Genomic DNA, 20,659 nt, shown 5'->3' on the forward strand with positions numbered 1-20,659 from the left:
GCCGTGAACGACACCGTCCTCCAGTACGTCCTCGCGGCGGCCGTCGTCCTGCCGCTGCTCGGCGCCGCGGCCGCCCTGCTGCCGCCGCCGCCCGGCCTGAAGGGGAAGAACCCCGACCAGGCCGTGCTGCGCCACGGCGTCACCGTCACCGGTCTCGTCCTCGTCCTGAGCATCGTCCTCGCCGCGGGCTTCGACCACGACCACCCCGCGACGATGCAGGCGAACACCGACATCAGCTGGATCCCGGCGCTCGGCATCCGCATCCACCTCGGCATCGACGGCATCAGCCTCCCCCTCTTCGTCCTGACCGCGCTGCTGACCTTCCTCTGCGCGCTCTACAGCTACTTCAAGATGCCCGCGGGCCCTTCCCCGAAGGCCTTCGTGGCGCTCCTGCTCCTCCTGGAGACGGGCACGCTCGCCACCTTCGCCGTGCTCGACCTCGTGCTCTTCTTCCTCGCCTTCGAGACCGTCCTGATCCCGATGTACTTCCTCATCGCCCGCTGGGGCGGCGAGAACCGGGAGAAGTCCGCCCTCCGCTTCATCCTCTACACACTGCTCGGCTCCGTGATCATGCTGCTCGGCCTGCTCCTCATCGGGCTGAAGGCGGGCACATTCGACATGGTGGCACTCGCCACTGACAACGGGTCGTCGCTCAGTCACTCCACGCAACTGATCGCCGTCCTCGCCATCGGCCTCGGCCTCGCCGTCAAGGCCCCGATGTGGCCGCTGCACAGCTGGCTCCCGGACGCCCACACCGCCGCCCCCACGGTCGGCTCGGTCCTCCTGGCCGGCGTCCTGCTCAAGATGGGCACGTACGGTTTCGTACGGATCCTGCTGCCGGCCGCCCCCGAGGGCATGCAGACCTTCGCGCCCTACCTGGCCGCCTTCGCGGTCGTCGGCATCGTCTACGGTTCGCTGGCCTGCCTGGCCCTCGCCCGGCGCGGAGCCGGCGGCGACCTCAAGCGGCTCATCGCCTACAGCTCCGTCGGCCACATGGGCTTCGTCCTGCTGGGCATCGCGACCCTGACCACCACCGGCGTGAACGGCGCGCTCTTCGCGAACATCGCCCACGGGCTCATCACCGGCCTGCTCTTCTTCCTGGTCGGCGCCCTCAAGGACCGCTACGGCTCCACCGACCTGGACACCCTCGCCGGGCAGACCGGCGCCGCGCTGTACGGCAAGGCCCCCCGCATGGGCGGTCTGCTGGCCTTCGCGGCCGTCGCCTCCCTCGGCCTGCCGGGCCTGGCCGGATTCTGGGGCGAGATGCTGGCCATGTTCGGCTCCTTCAAGCCCGCCCCGGGCCTGGACCGCGGCGCCTACCTGGTCTTCACCGCGGTCGCCGCCTTCGGCACCCTGCTCACCGCCGCGTACCTGCTCGTCGTCGTGCGCCGCGTCTGCATGGGCGAGCGCGACACCGTCCACGCCGCGCCGGCACTCGCCGACGTCCGGGGCTACGAGTTCGCGGCCTGGACCCCGCTGGTCGTCCTGACCGTCCTCGCGGGCCTGTGGCCCGCCGCCCTGCTCGGCCTCACCGACCCGGCCGTGCGCACCCTGCTCGGAGGCAGCTGATGAGCACCCTCGCCACCTCCGTCGTCCAGTCGGTCGACTGGGCCGCGATCGCCCCGCCCGGCATCGTGGCGGTGGCCGCGATCGTCGTGCTGGTCGCCGACCTCTTCCTGCCCGAGGGCCGCAAGCAGCTCCTGGTCGGGATCACCCTCGGCGGCCTCCTGCTGGCCGGGCTGAGCCTGCTGCCGCTGCTCGACGGCGACCGCACCACCTTCTGCCTCGTCGGCAGCCCCGCCGACTGCTCCTACGTCGCCGACCGCTTCACGCTCGTCGTGCAACTGCTGGTCCTGGCCGGAGCGCTCGTCGCCGCCCTGCTGTCGGTGCACACCCTCGACGAGCTGCCGGCCGGCGAGTTCTGGTTCCTGCTGCTCTCCTCGGCGTCCGGCGCCGCGCTGCTGCCCGCCTCCCGCGACCTGGCGACCCTCGTGATCGCCCTGGAGGTCACCACCCTCCCGTCGTTCGCCCTGGTCGGACTGCGCCGCGGAGACCGGCTGTCGAGCGAGGCGGCCCTGAAGTTCTTCCTGTCCTCGGTCGCCGCGACCGCCGTCACCCTGCTGGGCGTCAGCTTCGTGTACGCGGCCACCGGCACCCTCCACCTGGAGGCCATGGCCAAGGGGCTGCAGGGCGTCGACCCCCGCCTGGACACCCTCGCCGCCGCCGGCGCCGCCCTCACCGTCGTCGGCTTCGCCTTCAAGCTCGCCGTCGCCCCCTTCCACTTCTGGGTCCCCGACACCTACGCCGGCGCCCCGCTCCCCGTCGCCGGCTACCTGTCGGTCGTCGGCAAGGCCGCCGGGTTCGCCGGCCTCATCCTCGTCACGGTCGTCGCCTTCCGGCCGTACGCGCACGTCTGGGGTCCGGCCGTCGCCGTCCTGGCCGCCCTCACCATGACCGTCGGCAACGTCGGCGCGCTGGTGCAGCACCCCGACCGCCCGCGCAGCGCGGTCCGCCTGCTGGCCTGGTCGTCCATCGGACAGGCGGGCTACCTTCTGGTCCCGATCGCCGCCGCCGCGTACACCGACCCCGACCGGCAGGTCGGCACCACCCTCGCCTACGCGCTGATGTACGCCGCCGTGAACCTCGGCGCCTTCGGCGTCGCCGCGCTCGTCGGCCGCACCGCGCCGCAGAACCGGCTCACCGACTACCGCGGCCTGCACGGCCGCCACCCGCTGGCCGCGCTCGCCATGGCCTTCTTCCTGCTCTGCCTGGCCGGTCTGCCGCCCGGCGTCATCGGCCTGTTCGCCAAGGTCGCCGTCTTCTCCTCGGCCGTCGACGCGGGCCTCGGCTGGCTGGCCGCCGTCATGGCCGTCAACGTCGTCATCGCGCTCGTCTACTACCTTCGGTGGACGTTCCTGCTCTTCGCCAAGGCCGGGACGGAGCCGGCCGCCGCCGTACGCCCGTCGGGCCCGTCGCGTCCGCTCGGCGCCGCCATCGCGCTCACCGCCGTCGTCGGGATCGTGCTGTCCGGCGCCCCGCAGCTCGTCCTCCGCTTCGCCTCCGCGACCCTGCTCTGAGCACCCGGCCGGAAGGTGCACAAGGGAACTAACGCCCCTCCGGTGGCGTTGGCCCCTACGGGAGGTTCTCCTTGAACGAGGAGAGAAGGTCCTCCTGATGCACAACTTGGAGGGTGTACCGTGCACCGCCGGCACAACGGCCTGAAGACCGCCGCGCTCCTGGGCGGAATGTCGGCTCTCATCCTGATCGTCGGCAGCTTCTTCGGCCGTACGGGACTGATCGTCGCGCTCGTCGTGGCCCTCGGAACCAACGCCTATGCGTACTGGAACAGCGACAAGATCGCGCTGCGCTCCATGCGCGCCCGCCCGGTCAGCGAGTTCGAGGCGCCGGCGCTGTACCGCATGGTGCGCGAACTCTCCACCTCCGCCCGGCAGCCCATGCCCCGGCTCTACATCTCCCCGACCGAGGCCCCCAACGCCTTCGCCACCGGCCGCAACCCGCGCAACGCCGCCGTGTGCTGCACCGAGGGCATCCTGCGCCTGCTCGACGAACGCGAACTGCGCGGCGTCATCGGCCACGAGCTGAGCCACGTCTACAACCGCGACATCCTCATCTCGTCCGTCGCCGGCGCCCTGGCCTCGGTGGTCATGTTCCTCGTCAACTTCGCCTGGCTGATCCCCGTCGGCCGTTCCGACGACGACGAGGGCCCGGGCCTGTTCGGCCTGCTCCTGATGATGATCCTCGGCCCCGTCGCCGCCTCCCTCATCCAGCTCGCCGTCAGCCGCTCCCGCGAGTACGAGGCCGACGCCTCCGGCGCCCGCCTCACCGGCGACCCGCTCGCCCTCGCCTCCGCGCTGCGCAAGCTGGAGACGGGCACCAAGCTCGCCCCGCTGCCGCCCGAGCCCCGGCTGGAGACCACCAGCCACCTCATGATCGCCAACCCGTTCCGCCCCGGCGACGTGTCCAAGCTCTTCTCCACCCACCCCCCGATGGCCGAGCGCATCACCCGCCTCGAGGAGATGGCCGGCCACCGCCGCTGACGTCCGCGTGCGGCCACGCCCGCGCGCGGGTACGGGCCCTGTGGGGGACGCCTGACGGAGCGGCGGCTCCCGCCCCCTGACGGGCGGGGCCCCCGGACGCATGGGAGGCTTGGGCAATGAAGGCGGTCAACATCGTCCTGAACGTCGTGTGGCTGATCATCTGGGGCCTGTGGATGGCGATCGGCTACGCCCTGCTGGGCCTGCTGATGTTCATCTTCATCATCACCATCCCCTGGGGGATCGCGTCCCTGAGGATCGCCAACTACGTGCTGTGGCCCTTCGGCCGCACCACCGTGGAGCGCCGCGACGCGGGGGTCGGGTCGCTGCTCGGGAACATCATCTGGCTGATCTTCGCGGGGATCTGGCTCGCCATCGGCCATGTGCTCGCGGGCATCGGCTTCTGCCTGACGATTATCGGCATCCCGTTCGGCATCGCCAACTTCAAGATGGTGCCGATCTCCCTGGTGCCGCTCGGCCGCGAGATCGTCCCCGTCGACGCCCCGTACGCCACCCGCTGAGCCCAGCGCCCCGGGCACGCGCCGGCGGGGCCTCAGCCCGGCTCGATGTTGTGGTTGAGCCGGAAGACGTTCTCCGGGTCGTACTCGGTCTTCACCCGGGCCAGCCGCCCCAGGTTGTGCGCGCCGAGCCCGGCGATCACCCGGCCCTCGCCCTCGTCGCCGATGAAGTTCAGGTAGACCGCGCCCGAGGACCACTGCCGCAGGTCGGCGCGGACGTCGTGGGCCCACCGCCGGGCCCGCTCGTCGTCCGCCGGGTCCGCCCACAGGCCGAAGGGGTGCACGACCCACGGTGCCCGGCGCCAGGGCAGCGGGTAGTCGGCCGGAGGGCGCGCCACGGCGCCGCCCACGGGGAACAGCACGTGCTGGGACGGGGAGGGGACCACCATGTCCCGGGCACGCGCGCAGAAGCGGTCCACGGCCTCGTCCGGGAAGTCGTCCAGGTACTCCGCCGACCAGTAGTTCCGGAAGCCCGGCGGGTCGTCGAACGCGGACTGCAGGTCCGCGTACGGCAGCTCCGCCACCATGCGGCCGTGCGGGCCCAGCGCGAGCAGCGGCTCCAGCACCTCGCGCGCCGCGTCGCCGGTGCCCGCGTACGCGAACACCACGGCGCAGGCGAGGGTGCCCACCAGGTGCTCCGGCACGAACTCCTCCGGCGGCCCGGTCAGGAAGAGCATGCCCCCGCCCACCTCGTCCGGCGCCGACGCCAGCAGGGTGCGGTAGGCGCGCAGCACCTCGGGGCCGGCGTCCGGCGGCCACAGGAGCACGGCCAGGGTGGCCGCGGGCAGCGGGTGCAGCCGCAGCGTGAGCGAGGTGGCGACGCCGAAGTTGCCGCCGCCCCCGTGCAGCGCCCAGAACAGCTCCGGGTTCTCGTCCTCGGCGGCCCGCACCAAGGTGCCGTCCGCCGTCACCAGTTCGGCCTCGGCCAGGTTGTCGCAGGCCAGCCCGAACTTCCGCTCCAGCCAGCCCGATCCGCCCCCGAGGGTGAAACCGCCCACCCCGGTGGTGGACACCCGGCCCCCGGTGGTGACCAGGTCGTACGGCTGGGTCGCCCGGTCCAGGTGGCTCATCGTGGCGCCCCCGCCGACCCGTGCCGTGCGCGCCGCCGGGTCGACGACCACCGCGTGCATGCGCCGCAGGTCGACGACGATGCCGCCGTCGGTCGTCGCGTTGCCGGAGACGCTGTGCCCGCCCCCGCGGACGGCGACCTCCAGCCCGCGCTCACGGCCGAAGCGGATCGCCGCGGCGACGTCGTCCACCGTTTCGCACAGGGCGATCACGGACGGTCTGCGGTCGATCATCGCGTTGAACAGCGCGCGGCTCTCGTCGTACGAGGCGTCACCCGGTGCGACGACCTCGCCGGCGAAGCCGGAGCGCAGGGCGTCCAGGGCCGCGCCGTCCAGGACATGGGGTGCCATCGGCCTGCCCCCTCTCTCCACCTCCACGGTAGGACGGGGGCATGGGCCCGGCACGTCGGCGCCGGGCCCCCGCGGTCAGTCCGTCAGCCCGGCGGCCAGCGTCGCGCCCAGCTCCCAGCAGGCCTGCAGATCGGCCTTGGACGGCTCCCCGGTGACCGTCACCTCCGCCGCCGCCTGCTCCCAGCCCAGGCCCGTGGTGATCGACCGGATCCCCCGCACCGTTCCCGTGACATCGCTGCCGCCGTGCACGTAGTAGCCGAACGGGCGGCCGCGCGTGCTGTCCAGGCAGGGGTAGTAGACCTGGTCGAAGAAGTGCTTGAGCGCCCCCGACATGTAGCCGAGGTTCGCCGTCGTGCCCAGCAGGTATCCGTCCGCCGCGAGCACGTCGGAGGCGGTCGCCGCGAGGGCGGGCCGCCGTACGACGTCCACGCCCTCGATCTCGTCGGTGGTCGCGCCCGCGACCACCGCCTCGAACATCGCCTGCAGGTTCGGCGACGGCGTGTGATGCACGATCAGCAGGGTCGGCACTCAGCTCACTCCGGCGGGCGCCGACGCCGGCAGGCTGTCCATGAACGAGCTCACCGAGAACACCGCGTTGCCGGGGCCGGCCGGACCGTACCCGGGCGGCGAACTCAGCCCGTACTCCTCCAGCGTCGCCCGGTACACGTCCAGCAGGCGGATGTGGTACTCCAGCGGCGCACCCTCCGGGTTGGCCTTCCCCAGCGGGGTCGTCGGCTCCGGGCACCAGGTGGTGAAGCGCGGCGTGATGCCCCGCGACATGAAGAAACGCAGGCCCTCCGCCGTGGAGTCGATCGCCTCGCCGACGCTGGTGAAGCCGAACGGCTCGGCCATCTCCACGCCCGCCACGAAGTTGGGGATCACGTTGCGCGGGCCGAAGATCTCCGCCGAGTCCAGGATGCGGCGGTGCCACTCGTCCCGGCCGACGTAACGCTCCTTGCCGGGGCAGTACAGCTCGAACAGACGGCGGTCCCACACCTCGTAGTTGGGGTGGTAGATCTGCACGCCGTAGTCCTTGAAGCGCTGCACGTCCTCCTTGGGAAGCGCCTGCGCGACCACCTTGCCGATCCAGCGGCCGGGGAAGCGCTCCTCGATGGCCTTCGCGTAGTGGCCGTAGAAGTCCGCCTCGTCCCGCCCGGCGACCTTGGAGGTGATCGCCCCGCCGGTGAGGGTGTAGGCGGTGGAGGACTTCGTCTCGTCGTACTTGTCGATGATCTCCAGCGCCTCCAGCACCTCCTCGACCGGCTTCACACCCGTGTAGGGGCGGCCGGCCGCCTTGTGCTGGCGCCAGTTGTGGTTGATGTCGCAGTACTGGCACTCCTCCTTGGCGCCGAAGTACTGGCACACGCGGAAGACCGTCAGGTAGATCAGGTAGCCCCACTGGATCGTCGGCGCGACCTCCATCACCGACTTCCCGTTCTCCAGGGTGTGCCGGTAGTACGCCGGCATCGGCGGCAGGCCGACGTCCGCGATGCGCACCCCGTCGAGGTAGAGCCCGAGCACCCCGCGCCCGCCCGCCCGCACGCGGTACGGCGAGGCCGGGTTGACCCGCACCGACACCACCGTGCGGCGCAGGTCGTACGGGCCGCCGGTGAGCACGATCTCCTCCGGCGGCCGCTTCAGCGCGGCGGCGCCCAGCTCGGGGAGGGTGCGGTGGTCGAAGGAGAAGATGAAGTACGACTTCGGTTTGACGTCGCCGTCCTCGTTGCCGCTGAGCGCCGACTCGTCGAACGCGATCCCGCCGCGCAGCAGGTCCTCCTTGATGACCGCCTCGCGCGGGACGTGCGGGAAGCGGCTCATCAGGTCCTCGACCAAAGCGGTGCGGCTTTGCATGCCCGGCTCCATCCTCGAGACGCTGCCCCGGGTCCGCCTTCGACGGGCGGGGCGGTCCGCGGGGAGACCTAACAGGAAGACACTACGCACCTGCGGCGGCCTCCCGGGCGGCACCCTCCGAATGCGCCCTCCCCGTGGCCCGGCGGGCACGCCCGCGCGCCCTCCGTACCCTCCGTACCCTCCGTACCCTCCGTACCCGTACGAGGCCCCGGTCGCCTCCTCACGGCCGGGACCTCGGGCAGGACCGGGACCTCGCTCAGCGGTAGTTCACGAACTGCAGCGCGAAGTCGAAGTCCTTGCCCTTGAGCAGCGCGATGACGGCCTGCAGGTCGTCCCGGCTCTTCGAGCTCACGCGCAGCTCCTCGCCCTGCACCTGCGCCTTGATGCCCTTGGGCCCCTCATCACGGATGATCTTGGCGACCTTCTTGGCGTTGTCCTGCGAGATGCCCTCCTCGATGGACGCGAAGATCTTGTACTCCTTGCCGGACAGCTGGGGCTCGCCCGCGTCCAGCGACTTCAGCGAGATCCCCCGCTTGACCAGCTTGGTCTCGAAGACGTCCAGGATGGCCTTGACCCGCTCCTCGGAGTTGGCCTGCATCAGGATCTTGTCCCCGGACCACGAGATCGACGCGCCGACGTTCTTGAAGTCGTAGCGCTGCGAGATCTCCTTCGCGGCCTGGTTGAGGGCGTTGTCGACCTCCTGCCGCTCGACCTTCGAGACGATGTCGAAACTGGAGTCGGCCATCTTCTGTTGGCTCCTTGGCTCTGATCCGTCGGGTCCGCGACCCGCCTCCGGGCCGCCCCCGCAAGCCTAGCCACCGGACCCGCCCGAAGCGCTGATCAATTGGGTGGCGGAGCACCCCCGCGCATCGGGTATTGTTTACGACGTCGCCACGGGGACCGCACACAAGCGGCCCGCGGAGACACTTCCCAGGCGGTGTGCCCGAGTGGCCAATGGGAGCGGACTGTAAATCCGTCGGCTTAGCCTACCCAGGTTCGAATCCTGGCGCCGCCACAGTGGAAACACAGCCCCTGAGCTGCGGAAACGCAGCGCAGGGGCTGTGTTGCTTGCTCTGCGTGAATCGCGTCGGTGTCTCAAGCTGTCCCGCTGTAGGGCGCTCTCTACCAGCGTCTCTGGACGAGGCGTGGACGGTGGGAGCTGGCGGTCTACGTCGGGTCGGGCCGCAGTTCGCCCTTGGGTGCGCCAGAGGCTGTTGCGGCTACGCCATGGCTTCGGCGGTGACCCAGTTGCTGTTGTTGACCCAGATCAGACGATGTGTACCCGCTCAAGCGACCCGTCTTCATTGCGCAGGAGTACCTGTCGGCCATCCGCCATCTCGCGGGCAAGGAACGCGTACACCTGAACCGCTCGATTGATGGCATCCGACTTGGACAGCCCTGACAGCTCGGTTAGCGACTGGATGGCTTGCACGGCCGCCGGTACGAAAGTCACCGAGTAGCGCTCACTCTCAGCAGGCTCCACCGATCTCAGTGCCCTGCTCATATCCAAGCCTTTCGCTGTGTTCTTTCCGATCCGCTTGCTTGGCGTGATCGCCTTCCATGCTCATGGTCTCACAGCGGGCACCGATTGTGCACCCAGTAGGGCGTCAAAGTGGTGCACATGTGGTGCGCTCGAGATGCGTCTTGCGGTAGGGTGGCTGCTGGCCCTCGTAGCTTGGGGGCTTCCCGAGGAGAGGAGATCGCATGCGAGGAGCATGCCAAGCCGCTTAGTTCTAGCGGCTGGCGAAGCTTCAGTCCCGGCTTTGTCGCGAGCCGACAGGGTTCGCAGTTGGGACGCGCGGAAGGAAAAAGTGGCGAAGAACCTGGGCGCGCCTGCCCACCCTGTCGTCAGCGCTGTGCCGAATCTGCCTTCTCAGGATGGAGAGACCCTGCTGAGCGAGCCCACGGGTCTCGCCACTGTCGGTGTCTTTGCCACACCGGAGGGGGCGGGGGTCTCCGTCTCTGTGCCGGGGGGGTCCAGTGACCACATGCTGCGGACGTTGAAGTGCGTGAGCGCTACCGCGGCGTCGACGGTTGGGTCGGTCGCTTCTCTGAAGTTCACCAGTGGCACCGAGCTGCCTTGGGAGGCGTCGGTGGGTTTGGCCCTCCTGCTGGCCGTGATGCCGTTGGTGTACTTCCTGCTCAGCAGCCGGCGCTCGCGACGCGAGTAGTTGGTCGGCTGTGCAGAGTTGTTCTCTCTCTACCTATCGAAGTGGCGCCGCCCCCCTCTTCACTAGAGGGATGACCCGTTAGTGGTCACTGGCCAGCGCCCGCGCTTAGCGGGCGCTGGCCGTCAGCTATGGAGCGTCGCGAGGGTCGACTCTCGCGTGTCGCCGTGAGATCAGTCCGTCATGATCCGCAGTCGTGCGGAAATCTTGGCATTGGCGGCTTCGTCCCCGCCCTTCAGGAATTTCGCGTACACCCGGAAGAGCACGGCGACGCTGTGGCCGGCGCGCTCCGCTACCAGCTGCGGCTCCACGCCCGAACTGAGCCAGGTGGAAACGGCGGCGTGGCGGAGGTCGTAGGGGCGTTTGGCCAGCTTCGTCTCCTGCTCGGCAGGGGAGAGGGCTTCCGTACGGGCGCGTGCCCATACCTCGCCGTAGCCGCTCTCCTGCACCATGCCGCCGCGCGCAGTACGGAAGAGCCGGCCGTCCGGCGCTGTGCCGTGGACCGTCACGTGCCACCGCAGCAGCGCCACCAACTCCGGGGGGATCGGCACGTAGCGCACGGCTTTCCGGGATCGGTGCTTGAGCCCCTGCCGGTCGTGGGCCTCCCCGGAATCCGTCCAGGCCGTGCCGGAGCGAGCGCGGCTTTCCCGAAGGCGGAGCATGCCCCAGCCCCGGCGAGGCAGATCGCAGTCGCTGTGCCGCAGTCCGACTGTCTCCCCGGGCCGCGAAGCGGCGTAGTAGATGCACCCAAAGAACGCCTCCAGGTGGCGACCACGGGCGCCCTGAGCCCTCGCCGAGTCCAGGAGTTCGGCAGCCTGCCGGGGGTCGGGAACACACTCGGGATCGATCTCTTCTTCCACCCGCTCCGGGGCCTTCCAACGGACCGCATGAAGGGGGTTCTCCGCGAGCAACTCCGCGTCGACAGCCAGGCCGAGAGCTTGATGGAAAATGGCTCGCTTTCGCGCGATCACCGAACCGGAGGCGGGCTTGCCGTCCAACCGCCGCGCGCAGGCATCCAGGGCTTGGCGTACGAGCATCCGGTCCGACAGGGCGGACGTCGGGACGGACTTGCGCTCCACCCATGCCAGCGATGCCTTCACATCGGCTGGTGGCTCTTCCTGCCAGCGCTTCACGTTGAAAGCCCAGGTGTAGAGCACGCGCCGGACGGTCCTGTGGTCCGGCATGCCCTTCGTGTCCCTCACGAGAGTGAGGGTGAGAGTCGCCATTGCTTCGGCGAGGTTCCGGCGCGTGCTCGCGGGGGAGTGGTCCCACTTCATCGCGACGTAGTTCCTGGCGTGCTGATACCAGGAGACGTCCCGCTCCTTTTGGACCATCGACTTGGGCAGGCCACTGTCCACGTCGAACGGCTCGCCCGCACGGCTTGCGGTGATGAGCTGCGCCCGCCGGCTCTCCGCCAGCCCGGCGGTCAAGAAGGATTCCGAGTGCGGACGTGTCCCCACCTGCCAGCGGAGTTGGAACGGCTTGCGGTACGGACGCTTGCGGATGCTCCAGATTCGTACGGTGTAGCTCCACTCGGTCACGCGACCTCCAGCTCTTCCAGGAAGGCGTCCAGAGCGCTGCGGCGCACGCGCAGGTGCCCGTTCGGTAGGCGCCGTACCTCAGGGCCGTAGCCGCGGTTGCGCCAGCGGTACCAAGTGGCTCGGGTGATGCCGATCTCCTCCAGCACCGCGGTGAGGGGCAGCAGTTCGTCAGCCGGGCGGCGGCGACGGGTCGGCGCGGTCATCGGACTCCCTCCTGGTTGTGCGTGAAGTGGGACGGTCGGGACAGGGCGGCCCACGCCCCGTCCCGGCGGTTTCCGCTGGTGGGACTGATGGCCGGGACAGAAGGACAGGCGGGACGCTTCATGCCTGGCCCTCCCGTGTCCCTGCGGCACCGGGAGCGAAATAGGCGCCGCTGGCGTCGCGAGTCAGCTGGGAGTTGTCCACCATGCGAGCGCACGTCTTCCGGGCCAGGCCGATGTCGATACCGGTGGCCTCGGACAGTTCCTTGGGCCGTGCACCGGGGTGGGCCCGCACGTAGCGGAGCACCGTGGCGCGGGTATCGCCCATTAGGTGGTCGGTCGCCGGGCCGTCGAGCAGGTGCCAGGCGCCGGATCCCTGGTGGAAGGCGAGGGCGTATTCGGCTTCCTCCACGTCGCGACCGGTGACGTGCAGGATCCCGTCGGCCTGGCCACGGGCCCGCTTCAGTACCAGTGTGGCGTCGGCGGCGCCGGCTAGGCCGTTGGTGCCGGATACCTCGGTGAGGAAGTCGTCCGAGCTGGCTTTTCGGACGTGGTGGACTAGGACGACGGCGACCCCGTAGTGGTCCGCGAGGCGTTTCGCGTGGCCGACGGCGGCGTAATCGGCGTCGTACGCGGAGGCTCCGATCGGAGAGGCGCCGCGCATCTTGGCGAACACGTCGATGACGACCATCCGCGCGTGCGGGTTCCTGTCCAGCCATGCGGCGATTGCGGCGGCGCCGCCCTGCGGCAGCGGCGGGCATTCGGTCACCAGGGTCAGCGCGGCCGATGCGGGCTGCCCACCGAGCAGCTTGCCCATGCGGGTCTGGAGGCGGCGCGGGGTGTCCTCCAGGGCGAGGTAGAGCACCGGCCCGCCGTCCACCGGCACGCTGTCGAACGCCTTGCCGCCGGCGGCCACGGAGAGGGCCAGTCCGAGGGAGAGCCAGGACTTGCCGACCTTGGGCGGTCCGGCGAGCAGGTTCACGCCCTCGGAGAGGATCCCGGGCACGGCCCATTTGGGCTCGGGAAACTCGGCAGCCATGAGCTGATCGGCTGTCCACGCGGTGCGCGGTTTGGCGGGCGGCGGCGGCAGCTCGGGGGCGGGGGCGCGCCGGACCGAGTACAGGTGCGGCGGGGTGATCGGGATCGGTTCGGTGCTCATGCCGCCACCGTCCGGGGGCGGTTGGCACCGGCCCGCAGGCCGGACGCGATGGTGTTCCGTGCCTCGTGCTCGGTCTGGCCCGCTCGCGCGGCGGCCTCGGAGAGCCACGCGGCCACCTGCTCCGCGTTCAGCTCTCCCCCGGCCACCAACTGTCCGAGGGCGACAGCGGCCCGGTAGAGGGCAGTGTTACGAGTGCCAGGTACCGCGCCGGTCACCTTGTCCACTTCGGCGGTCACGGCGGACCGCAGGTACGCCCCGCGCCGGTCGGTAGCGAGCGGGACCGTGACCGGAGTCTGCGACGGCAGCGGGGCGGGCGCGAGCAGGTCGGCGAGCCAGCCAGGCAGCGGGGCTGCGGGAGCCTCGTGGACCACGGCGTAGTCCTGGCCGCTGACGACACTGCCGGGGCCGACGACGTACCCGCCGGCCGCGCGGGTGTCCACCTTCCAGCCCAGCTTCCCGGCGCTGTTGCGCAGTTCCGGCGCCTCGGGGGCGGCGAAGTACAGGTGGGTCCCGCCGCTTGCGGTCCGAACCGTGCGGGTGTCGAACGGGAACGGCTTGCGGTGTCGCTCGCAGAGGTCGGCGAGCACGTCCGCACCGTCGTGGACGCCCGGCAGGTTCCATGACGGGGGCGGGGTGTCGCCGTCGCCCTTGGGGATGTCGAGGTCCACGACGAGCAGGCGGGCCGGTCCCGCGGCGATCCCGACGTTGTAGGGGCCAGCGGCCCAGCAGCGGGCGATGCGCTCGGGGTCGGTGGTCGCGCGTTCCTCCCACGCGCGGATGGCCGGCTGCTTGGCGCCGGGCGCGAGCGGGAAGACGGGCCACCCGCGTTCCGCTGCCGCCAGGGCGGCGGTCAGCAGCGCGGCAGGGGTCTGATACGTCATGCTTGTGGTCTCCTGTTCTGTCTTGAACGGGCTGGAGACCCGGGGTGGGCGGCATTCCTTGGCCGGGAGACGCCCACCCCGGGGCGAAGCTACGCGGCGTGGGCCGCGGTGCGGTCCATGGCGGCGGCGAGACGTTCGCCGATCCACTGGGCGACGTTGCAGGAGACGGCGTTGCCCGCCTGCATGGTCTGCTCGCCCTTCGTGCCGTGGACGATGTAGTCAGCGGGGAAGCGCTGCGCGAGCAGCTGCTCCCGGGGCTGGAGCATCCGGAACCAGCAGTCCTCAACCGCGGGCGCGGGTCCGACCAGGGCGGCCGAGTCGTGCGTGCTCACGGTGTGCAGCGGCTCGGCGGTCGGCTTGGGGAGGTTCCCGTTGCGATACGGGATCACCAGGGCGTGGTGGTTGCCCTGCGCGGTAACGGTCGCCAGGGGCCGGGTGACCGGCTCCATCGTGGAGTGGTTGCGGTACTCGTAGATCAGCGGCGTGGTCACCAGGGCCTCGTAGCCCTTGGGGTTCGCCATACGGGTCCGCATCGGCTCCGTGGTCGCCGTCGCGTCCTGGTTCCACGTCCCGCCGGCCGGGACCAGGAGCCCGTCCCCGATCTTGATGGTGCGGGTGGGAAGCGGTGCGCCGTCGGCGGGGAACGCCCGTCCGTCGTGGCCGCTGTGGTTGACGGTCAGGATGGTGCGGTGTGCGGGGTAGGCGGCGAGCCCGGCGCGGATGCGGGCCATCGTTGACGCGGCCAGTGGACGGCGCCGGTCCCCGATGCGCGTGCCCGGGTCGCTCCAGTCGATCGCCTCGGCGGCCGGGCGGACGTAGGGCTCCACCAGGGCGTGACGGCACCGGCTGTTGGGGCACCGGTAGTCGTACTGCTGCTTGTACTTGCCGATGCGGCGGCCGTTGCGCCAGGACTGCACCGCGACGACCTGCTCACCGCACTCGCGGCACCAGGCGGACGGGCGCGGGGTGAGGTCCGGGGCCGGGATACCGATGCGGGTGAAGACGATGTAGATCCGGTCCCGCCACTGGGGCGCGTGCGCGTTGTCCGGCCCACCGATGTGGGCGGAGGACACCGAGACCACCTGGGAGCGGTAGCCGAGGTGGTGCATGCCGGTGCGCCACCAGTCGAACAGCTCCCAGTCCACGGCGAACTCCACGACGTTCTCGCACAGGACGGCCGCGTAGCGGTGGATCTCGGTGGCACGGATGACGTCGTAGGCGGTCGCCCGGGTGCGTTCCCACGTTCCGCTCTCGACCGGCCCGAACTCCTCCAGCTCCAGGGCCATCTGTCCTTTGGCGCCGCGCTTGCGCCCGCCGGCGGGGCTGGACTCCTGGCAGATCGGCGAGGCCCACAGCACGTCGCAGCCGCGTGGCAGGCGCCGCATGTCGTAGTGGTTGATGTCCACGCACAGGTGCTCGGCGTCCGGGTGGTTGGCGGCGTGGCTCTCCACGGCCACCCGCGAGTGGTTCGCGGCTAGGCGCAGGGTGTATCCGGCGGCCACCAGACCCGTGGACGAACCCCCGGCGCCGCAGAAGAGATCGGTGAACGTAAGGCCCATCGGTCAGTCCTTCCTCGGCTGCGCGGCTGCCGGGAGCTGCGGCATGTGGGCCAGGGCGGAGGGGTCGAAGCCGGGCAGTGCCGCGCGGGCGGTGACGGCCTCGGCCAGGGCGGCGGCGTACGTGGTGGCCTCGCGCGCGACCTCGATCTGCACGCGCGCCGTTTCCACCTGCGCCCGGGCGCGGATGACCTCCACGGCCTCGGTGTGCCGGTGGTCCTCGCGGCGTGCGGTCATGTCCCGCTCGTGGGCCACCTGCTCGCGTCGGTCGGTGCGCCAGTGGCGGGCGGCCAGGACGTACGCCAGAACGGTGGCGACGGCCCACAGCAGCAGCGGCAGCGCGAGGCCGTCCGCGTAGGCGGCGACTCCAGCGAAGCCGAGGGCGCCGGCCGCGGTGAACGCCATTGCCGTGGCGGTGGGATCGCCGTTGCATCCGGCGGCGGTGAAGCATCCGGCAGCGGCGGCGCCGACGGCCAGGACGACCATGAGGGCGGCGTCGCCGGTGCTGTGCTCGGCTCCGTTGGCGTTCCAGATCCGGGCCAGGATGAGCACGGTGGAGGTGGCGACGGCGGGAGCCGCCTTACGCGCGGTCTCGGCGAGCGCGGCGCGCGGCGGCGGTTCGGTGGTCAGGTACGCGGTCATGGTGGCGTGCTCCGTTCCAGCCTCAGAAGAGGCCGTTGAGGGCGTGGACGGCGGCGGCGGACAGCTCGTTGACGGGCCCGGACGCGCCGGTGGATGCGAGGTAGAAGCCGAACATCACGGCGACGAAGCCGGATCCGGCCTTGATGACTCCCGTGCGCAGCAGGACGGCGAGCAGGGTCCCGAAGAGCAGGGCGAGGGAGATCGTCACGGCCATGGCGGCACTCCTTCCTGAGATCGGGCGAGGGTCAGCGCTGGCCCTCGCGGTAGAGGCGGGCGGCGCGGTTGTAGAGCCAGCGGCCGGTGCGGATGCGGTGGCCGGTGCCCTTGCAGCGGCGGCAGTTCTTGCCGCGCTTGAGCCGTCCCTTGCGGTCGTGGCTCATCTCGAAGCCGAACCCTTGGCACTTCCGGCAGCGGCCGAACGGCGACGCGGCACACGTGGCGCCGTAACCAAGAGTGACGAGCAGTAGGCAGGTGATAGCAGCGGGTATGAGGGTCATCGGGGCCTCTCGGAGCCGGTTTCCGGTGTTTGTGCAGGTGATTTGCTACGCGCTAGATCGCTGGTGAGGGTGCATACGGGTCACTAGCGAGGGTGCTACCGGTAGCAGGTGACCCCGCTACCGGTAGCGGGCGGCGACGGTCAGGCGGCACCCGTGTTCTCGTTACGTTCCGTGAGTGCCGTGTGGACGTGGTCGCGGACGATGCCGCGCCGGGTGGTGCGTGTTCCGTCGTCCGTCGTCCCGGCCACGTCGCGTGCGGCGACACCGTGCGGCTTGAGCGCGGTGGTGACGTTCTCGCCCTTCCAGCCGCTGTAGACCTCGGGGCGCAGTTCGGCGAGGCGGGCGGCGACGCGCTCGTTCCACACGCGCTCTTCGCTCTCGGGGACGACGGCGAGGATGTCGGCGAGCAGGTCGTAGGACGGGCCCTTGGCCGCTTCGGCTTCCTCCCCGAGGGCGTGCCCGGACAGGGTGCCCAGGGCCTCACGGAGTTTGCGGGCGCGCTCGCCGATGCGGGTGGCCGCGGGATCGTCCAGGTAGGCCACGCGGACGACGGTTGGCGTGGGTCCGGCGCCGGCGAGGTAGCCGTTACCGGCGTCGATCTCAGGGCGGAAGATGGTGGCCCGGATGCCGTTCTTGTAGGCAGAGGTGCCGAGGATCATGTCGTTCTCGACCTGACCGGCGACCTTGAGACAGAACCGGATGGAGACGTTTCCGCTGATCCCGGTAGGGAGCGAGTCCTTGTCCGGCCGCTGTGTGGCCAGGATGAGGATCACGCCCAGGGCGCGGCCGAGCTTGATGATGAACTCGGCGTCCTCGCCAGCCTGCTTGCCGTACTTGGGGTGGGCGAACAGGTTCTGGCACTCATCGAAGATCCCGAGGAGCGGCCACAGCTTGAGCGAGCGCTTGTCGGCGATCTGCCGGGTGACGCGCTTGTCCGGGCACAGGTCGCGGGGGAGCTTCTTGATGGCGGCGGCACGCCGCATGACCTCGGCACGGAGCAGCTTCAGCGAGTCGGCGGCGTAGCGGATCGACTCGTCATCGATGCCGGAGACGAACCGGTGCGAGACGCATTCGAGGGAGTCCAGGTCACCGGTGCCCTTATTCTCGTGGATCCACAGCTCCACCGTCGGGTCCAGGGCGGCGCCGCAGGCCAGCACGCGAACAGCGCTTGTCTTGCCCTGGCCGGGCAGGGAGCCGACCAGGACGTTGTGCTGGATCATCGGAACGGCCTTGCTCCGGCCGCGCGGGTCCTGGCCGAAGGGGATGGCGCGGAAGATGTCGTGCTGCCCGCCCTTGGTTAGCGGCCACGGCACGCTGCCCGTCTTCGACAGGTCGCGGTCGCCGACCCACAGGACAAGGCGTCCCTCGTGCTCGTTGGGGTCGGCGTCGGGCCAGACGCACCCGAGCGGTCGCCGCAGGCCGGACGCGAGGCGCGAGCGGCGGTCCACCACGTCGGCGACGGTCACGCCCAGCGGCAGGTCGATGTCCGCGCGCCAGCCAGGCCCTTCCCGGGTGATCGGGGCGACGAACTTGATGCCGTCCAGCCCCTTGGCCACGGCGGTGGCGATCTGGCCGATGCCGATGGACGCCATCGCCTTGACCACGATGTCCCCGGTGAGCTTCTGGACCTCGGTCTTGATGACGGCCCGGGAGGACAGCGGCTTGTCGGCCGGAGCTCCGAGGATGCCGAAGCCCCAGACGGCCAGCACGGCGGCGGCCAACTGCACACTCTGGGAGGCCCCGAGAGCCAGGTAGAGGGCGAGGATGAGGCATCCCAGGGCGCCGAGCAGAGTGAGGACGGCGCGCAGCCGCACCCGGCGGTCCCGCTGCCGGGACAGCTTCAGGTACTCCTCGGCGTTCTCACGGCGGGCAGCCGCCTGTCGCAGCGGCTCGCCTTCGAGATCCGCCGCCCAGCGTCCAGTAGCGGCCAGCGCGTTGACGACCCCACGCGGCGCCCGGAGGGCGAGGCGGGCGCCGTAGAGCGGCGCTCGGACAGTGTGGAAGGCGACGGTGTGGAAGACGTGCCCGATGACCCACCGCGCCGCTTCCGCGAACGCCGGGGCCGACCGGAGCCACGACGGCAGCACCGGAATGCGCTTCGCACCCTGCATGCGCTCCAGCAGTCCGGGTCCGGAGGGGTCGGGGCGGTCCACTAACGCGCGTCGCCAGTCGCCCGATTCGTCGGCGTCGGAGTCGGCCGACTGCGGCGGGGCGGAGTCGCCCGACTGGTCGGCCGACGGAATCGGCCCGGAGTCGCCCGACTCACCGCGCGCGGCGCGCGCCTTGTCCAACTCGACTACCTCGCCACCGGCGTCGGGTACAGGGCCGGACGGGTTCGGAGTCACCCCCGTACGGCGGATCGGTTCACGGGTCTTTTCGTGCTTCACTGATCTTCCTTCCATCGGGAGGGTCTACGGCGGGGTTCGGCCGCTGCTTTGGTCGGTGGGACCGGGCCCCGCCAGGCATGTTCAGAAGAGCGAGTCCTGAGCCTCAGCCGCCGCGTGCGCCCGGGTCCGGGCGGCGGCCGTGGTGAGGTTGCGCCAGCAGCCCTGGCACCACGCGCGCAGCTGCTCCGCGGTCACGGCGACCGCCTCGCGGTCGGGCATGGGGTGTTCGGGGGCGGCGAGCAGCCGGCCGCGGGCCTTGTCCGGCATCCGGCACTCGCCTCCGGTCCGCTTGTGCTCGTTCCCGCACTCGCCGGCGCACTGGCACATCCACCCGGCGGAGTCCATCACCGTGACGAACAGCTCGGCCCCGACGATCGGCGCCCGCATCAGGCTCGACCTCCCGAGCTCGCACCGCTGTTCACCAGGTGCAGAGGTGCGGCCGTTCCGGCGGCGCGCTCGTCCAGCAGGGAGTCCCGCAGGATCCGGGAGTTGGCTGCCGAGCAGCGGAGCGCCGTACGGATGGCCTCGGCGTTGATGGCGTCGTCCGCCCAGTCGGCAGTGAGCTGCCGCGCCTCGGAGAGCAGGTCGGTCGCCGTACGGACCGGCCTCCGCACCTTGCCCGGCTTCCCCGTCGTCCGCTTGCGCGTTTTCGGCGCGGGTGCGTCCTTGGGCGTAGCGGGCGGCACCGGCGGCACGTTCTCGCCGGCGGGGGCGAGCTCCCCGAGCTTGAGCAGGACGCGCTCGCGACGCAGGGTCTTGCTCCGCCACCGGCGGCCGTGCCGCTGACGCAGGTCCGCGCGGGCCAGCTGCCGGTCGCGCTCGCGGGCCAGGGCGTCCCCGTAGGAGGTGACCTCCCACAGCGTCATCCGGCGCCACAGGGCGAAAGTGGACAGCGGGGCGAGCAGCCAGCGGGAGCGGCGGATCTTCTCCATGCGGCGGCCGGTCACCGCGCCGATGCGCGAGGCGTAGACGTGCGCGGCCACCTCGGACAGGACGACCCACAGGAGCGGCATCGTGCCGTGGGCGACCTTGGCCGACAGGGAGTGCCCGGCCGCGACGTTGAGCCAGCAGGTCACGGCGGTGAGGCCCCAAGGCACGAAGCGGACCCAGCCCAGCGGCATGTCCACCCGGATGAGCAGCAGGTTCACGGCAGTGAAGACCGGGATCGCGATGTCGATGCCGATGGGGAGGATCTGCGGGGTGGCGAAGCCCCAGCGCGCGCCGGCCGCCGACACCGTGTCGAACGACGACGCCAGTCCCAGCCCGCCGACGCCCACGCCCAGCAGGGCGACAGCGGCGAGCAGGGCCCTCTCGGGGCGGCTCAGGGGCGGGACGGCCGGGCGTACAGCCTCCGTGGTGGTGGTCATGCCGCGTCTCCCTTCCGGAAGGCGCGGTGAACGCGGTCCGCGGTCCGGAGGAGGGGCAACGTGCTCATGAGCGCTTCGGCGTACAGGGCATCCCACGCGGCCACCTCGTCGTGCTCGCCGCGCTCGCGCATCTCGCTGAGCGCTTCGTGGGCCACCGCCTCGCGGGCCACGCGCTCTTCCGGGGTCTCACCCGGGACGCCGACGAACAGCTCCCGGTCGAATCCGAGGGCCAGTTCCGTGAACTCGATCGCCGTTAAGGCTTCCTGATCTGCGATGAAGGTTCGCATCGCCACTCCTGGTCGGTAGAAGGGCATGGAGCGATGAGCAGCGGTCGGCATTCCTTGGCCGGGAGACGACCGTGCAGACTCAGCGTGCACTAGCGCGCACTAGTGCGCAAGGTCCATGACGACTTCCGTGGA

22 protein-coding genes and 1 tRNA gene are annotated in these 20,659 nt (G+C 70.9%); 6 read left to right on the forward strand and 17 right to left on the reverse strand.

Features of this window, described 5'->3' with window-relative positions; genetic code table 11:
* Positions 1-3 precede the first annotated feature (3 nt).
* From ACFW3D_RS12340 to ACFW3D_RS12355, 4 genes are all read left to right on the forward strand, one after another.
* Positions 4-1,569, forward strand: coding sequence for a complex I subunit 4 family protein (locus ACFW3D_RS12340; RefSeq protein WP_500504024.1), 1,566 nt, complete (start codon positions 4-6; stop codon positions 1,567-1,569).
* Positions 1,569-3,077, forward strand: coding sequence for an NADH-quinone oxidoreductase subunit N (locus ACFW3D_RS12345; RefSeq protein ID WP_500504025.1), 1,509 nt, complete (start codon positions 1,569-1,571; stop codon positions 3,075-3,077). Before ACFW3D_RS12340 ends, ACFW3D_RS12345 begins: the two co-directional genes overlap by 1 nt.
* Positions 3,078-3,197: 120 nt before the next feature.
* On the forward strand, positions 3,198-4,058 hold the full coding sequence (htpX, locus tag ACFW3D_RS12350) for a zinc metalloprotease HtpX (protein WP_500504026.1): 861 nt from the start codon (positions 3,198-3,200) through the stop codon (positions 4,056-4,058).
* Positions 4,059-4,174: 116 nt separating this feature from the next.
* Positions 4,175-4,576, forward strand: coding sequence for a YccF domain-containing protein (locus ACFW3D_RS12355; protein ID WP_500338470.1), 402 nt, complete (start codon positions 4,175-4,177; stop codon positions 4,574-4,576).
* Positions 4,577-4,608: 32 nt separating this feature from the next.
* Here ACFW3D_RS12355 and ACFW3D_RS12360 read toward each other — a convergent pair whose 3' ends face one another.
* The 4 genes from ACFW3D_RS12360 to ACFW3D_RS12375 form a co-directional block, all read right to left on the reverse strand.
* Entirely contained in the window at positions 4,609-5,991 is a 1,383-nt protein-coding gene (locus ACFW3D_RS12360; RefSeq protein ID WP_500504027.1) for an FAD-binding oxidoreductase, read from the reverse strand.
* A 75-nt stretch (positions 5,992-6,066) separates the two neighbouring features.
* The gene (locus tag ACFW3D_RS12365; RefSeq protein ID WP_500504028.1) at positions 6,067-6,519 is read right to left on the reverse strand and encodes a flavodoxin family protein; all 453 of its coding nucleotides are present in this window, start codon (positions 6,517-6,519) and stop codon (positions 6,067-6,069) included.
* Positions 6,520-7,842 carry a radical SAM protein gene (locus ACFW3D_RS12370; protein WP_500504029.1) on the reverse strand — a complete coding sequence of 441 codons (1,323 nt, stop codon included), beginning with the start codon at positions 7,840-7,842 and terminating at the stop codon, positions 6,520-6,522.
* Positions 7,843-8,098: 256 nt separating this feature from the next.
* A complete protein-coding gene (locus tag ACFW3D_RS12375; protein ID WP_319135184.1) occupies positions 8,099-8,587 on the reverse strand; it encodes a YajQ family cyclic di-GMP-binding protein in 489 nt (162 codons plus the stop codon).
* Between the two features lie 188 nt (positions 8,588-8,775).
* On the opposite strand from ACFW3D_RS12375, the gene ACFW3D_RS12380 reads away from it, so the two are divergent.
* Positions 8,776-8,857, forward strand: a tRNA-Tyr gene (locus ACFW3D_RS12380).
* Between the two features lie 252 nt (positions 8,858-9,109).
* Here ACFW3D_RS12380 and ACFW3D_RS12385 read toward each other — a convergent pair.
* Positions 9,110-9,346 (reverse strand): hypothetical protein, encoded by a 237-nt coding sequence (locus ACFW3D_RS12385; protein ID WP_500504030.1) that lies wholly within the window; start codon positions 9,344-9,346, stop codon positions 9,110-9,112.
* 307 nt (positions 9,347-9,653) lie between these two features.
* On the opposite strand from ACFW3D_RS12385, the gene ACFW3D_RS12390 reads away from it, so the two are divergent.
* Positions 9,654-10,013, forward strand: a complete 360-nt coding sequence (locus tag ACFW3D_RS12390) for a hypothetical protein (RefSeq protein ID WP_500504031.1) — start codon at positions 9,654-9,656, stop codon at positions 10,011-10,013.
* 170 nt (positions 10,014-10,183) lie between these two features.
* On the opposite strand, the gene ACFW3D_RS12395 is transcribed toward ACFW3D_RS12390, so the two are convergent.
* The 12 genes from ACFW3D_RS12395 to ACFW3D_RS12450 all read right to left on the reverse strand — a co-directional run bounded on the left by ACFW3D_RS12395 (position 10,184) and on the right by ACFW3D_RS12450 (position 20,527).
* Entirely contained in the window at positions 10,184-11,551 is a 1,368-nt protein-coding gene (locus ACFW3D_RS12395) for a tyrosine-type recombinase/integrase (RefSeq protein ID WP_500504032.1), read from the reverse strand.
* The gene (locus ACFW3D_RS12400) at positions 11,548-11,754 is read right to left on the reverse strand and encodes a helix-turn-helix transcriptional regulator (RefSeq protein WP_500504033.1); all 207 of its coding nucleotides are present in this window, start codon (positions 11,752-11,754) and stop codon (positions 11,548-11,550) included. The genes ACFW3D_RS12395 and ACFW3D_RS12400 overlap by 4 nt, the downstream gene beginning before the upstream one ends.
* A gap of 118 nt (positions 11,755-11,872) precedes the next feature.
* Entirely contained in the window at positions 11,873-12,910 is a 1,038-nt protein-coding gene (locus tag ACFW3D_RS12405; RefSeq protein WP_500504034.1) for an AAA family ATPase, read from the reverse strand.
* Positions 12,907-13,791: a bifunctional DNA primase/polymerase gene (locus tag ACFW3D_RS12410; RefSeq protein ID WP_500504035.1), complete on the reverse strand. Its 885-nt coding sequence runs from the start codon at positions 13,789-13,791 to the stop codon at positions 12,907-12,909. The genes ACFW3D_RS12405 and ACFW3D_RS12410 overlap by 4 nt, the downstream gene beginning before the upstream one ends.
* An 89-nt stretch (positions 13,792-13,880) precedes the next feature.
* A complete protein-coding gene (locus tag ACFW3D_RS12415; RefSeq protein WP_500504036.1) occupies positions 13,881-15,350 on the reverse strand; it encodes a DNA cytosine methyltransferase in 1,470 nt (489 codons plus the stop codon).
* Between the two features lie 3 nt (positions 15,351-15,353).
* Entirely contained in the window at positions 15,354-15,989 is a 636-nt protein-coding gene (locus ACFW3D_RS12420; RefSeq protein ID WP_500504037.1) for a hypothetical protein, read from the reverse strand.
* A 22-nt stretch (positions 15,990-16,011) separates the two neighbouring features.
* On the reverse strand, positions 16,012-16,203 hold the full coding sequence (locus ACFW3D_RS12425; RefSeq protein WP_500504038.1) for a hypothetical protein: 192 nt from the start codon (positions 16,201-16,203) through the stop codon (positions 16,012-16,014).
* Between the two features lie 31 nt (positions 16,204-16,234).
* Positions 16,235-16,486, reverse strand: coding sequence for a hypothetical protein (locus tag ACFW3D_RS12430; protein ID WP_500504039.1), 252 nt, complete (start codon positions 16,484-16,486; stop codon positions 16,235-16,237).
* 140 nt (positions 16,487-16,626) lie between these two features.
* Complete coding sequence (locus ACFW3D_RS12435; RefSeq protein WP_500504040.1) at positions 16,627-18,777, reverse strand: P-loop NTPase family protein; 2,151 nt, start codon at positions 18,775-18,777, stop codon at positions 16,627-16,629.
* 177 nt (positions 18,778-18,954) lie between these two features.
* Positions 18,955-19,260, reverse strand: coding sequence for a hypothetical protein (locus ACFW3D_RS12440; RefSeq protein WP_500504041.1), 306 nt, complete (start codon positions 19,258-19,260; stop codon positions 18,955-18,957).
* Positions 19,260-20,240 carry a DUF2637 domain-containing protein gene (locus ACFW3D_RS12445; protein ID WP_500504042.1) on the reverse strand — a complete coding sequence of 327 codons (981 nt, stop codon included), beginning with the start codon at positions 20,238-20,240 and terminating at the stop codon, positions 19,260-19,262. The genes ACFW3D_RS12440 and ACFW3D_RS12445 overlap by 1 nt, the downstream gene beginning before the upstream one ends.
* Positions 20,237-20,527, reverse strand: coding sequence for a hypothetical protein (locus ACFW3D_RS12450; protein WP_500504043.1), 291 nt, complete (start codon positions 20,525-20,527; stop codon positions 20,237-20,239). Before ACFW3D_RS12450 ends, ACFW3D_RS12445 begins: the two co-directional genes overlap by 4 nt.
* Positions 20,528-20,659 lie beyond the last annotated feature (132 nt).

Origin of the sequence: Streptomyces sp. NPDC058864, from assembly GCF_042742985.1 — a bacterium.
Taxonomy (GTDB): Bacteria; Actinomycetota; Actinomycetes; order Streptomycetales; family Streptomycetaceae; genus Actinacidiphila.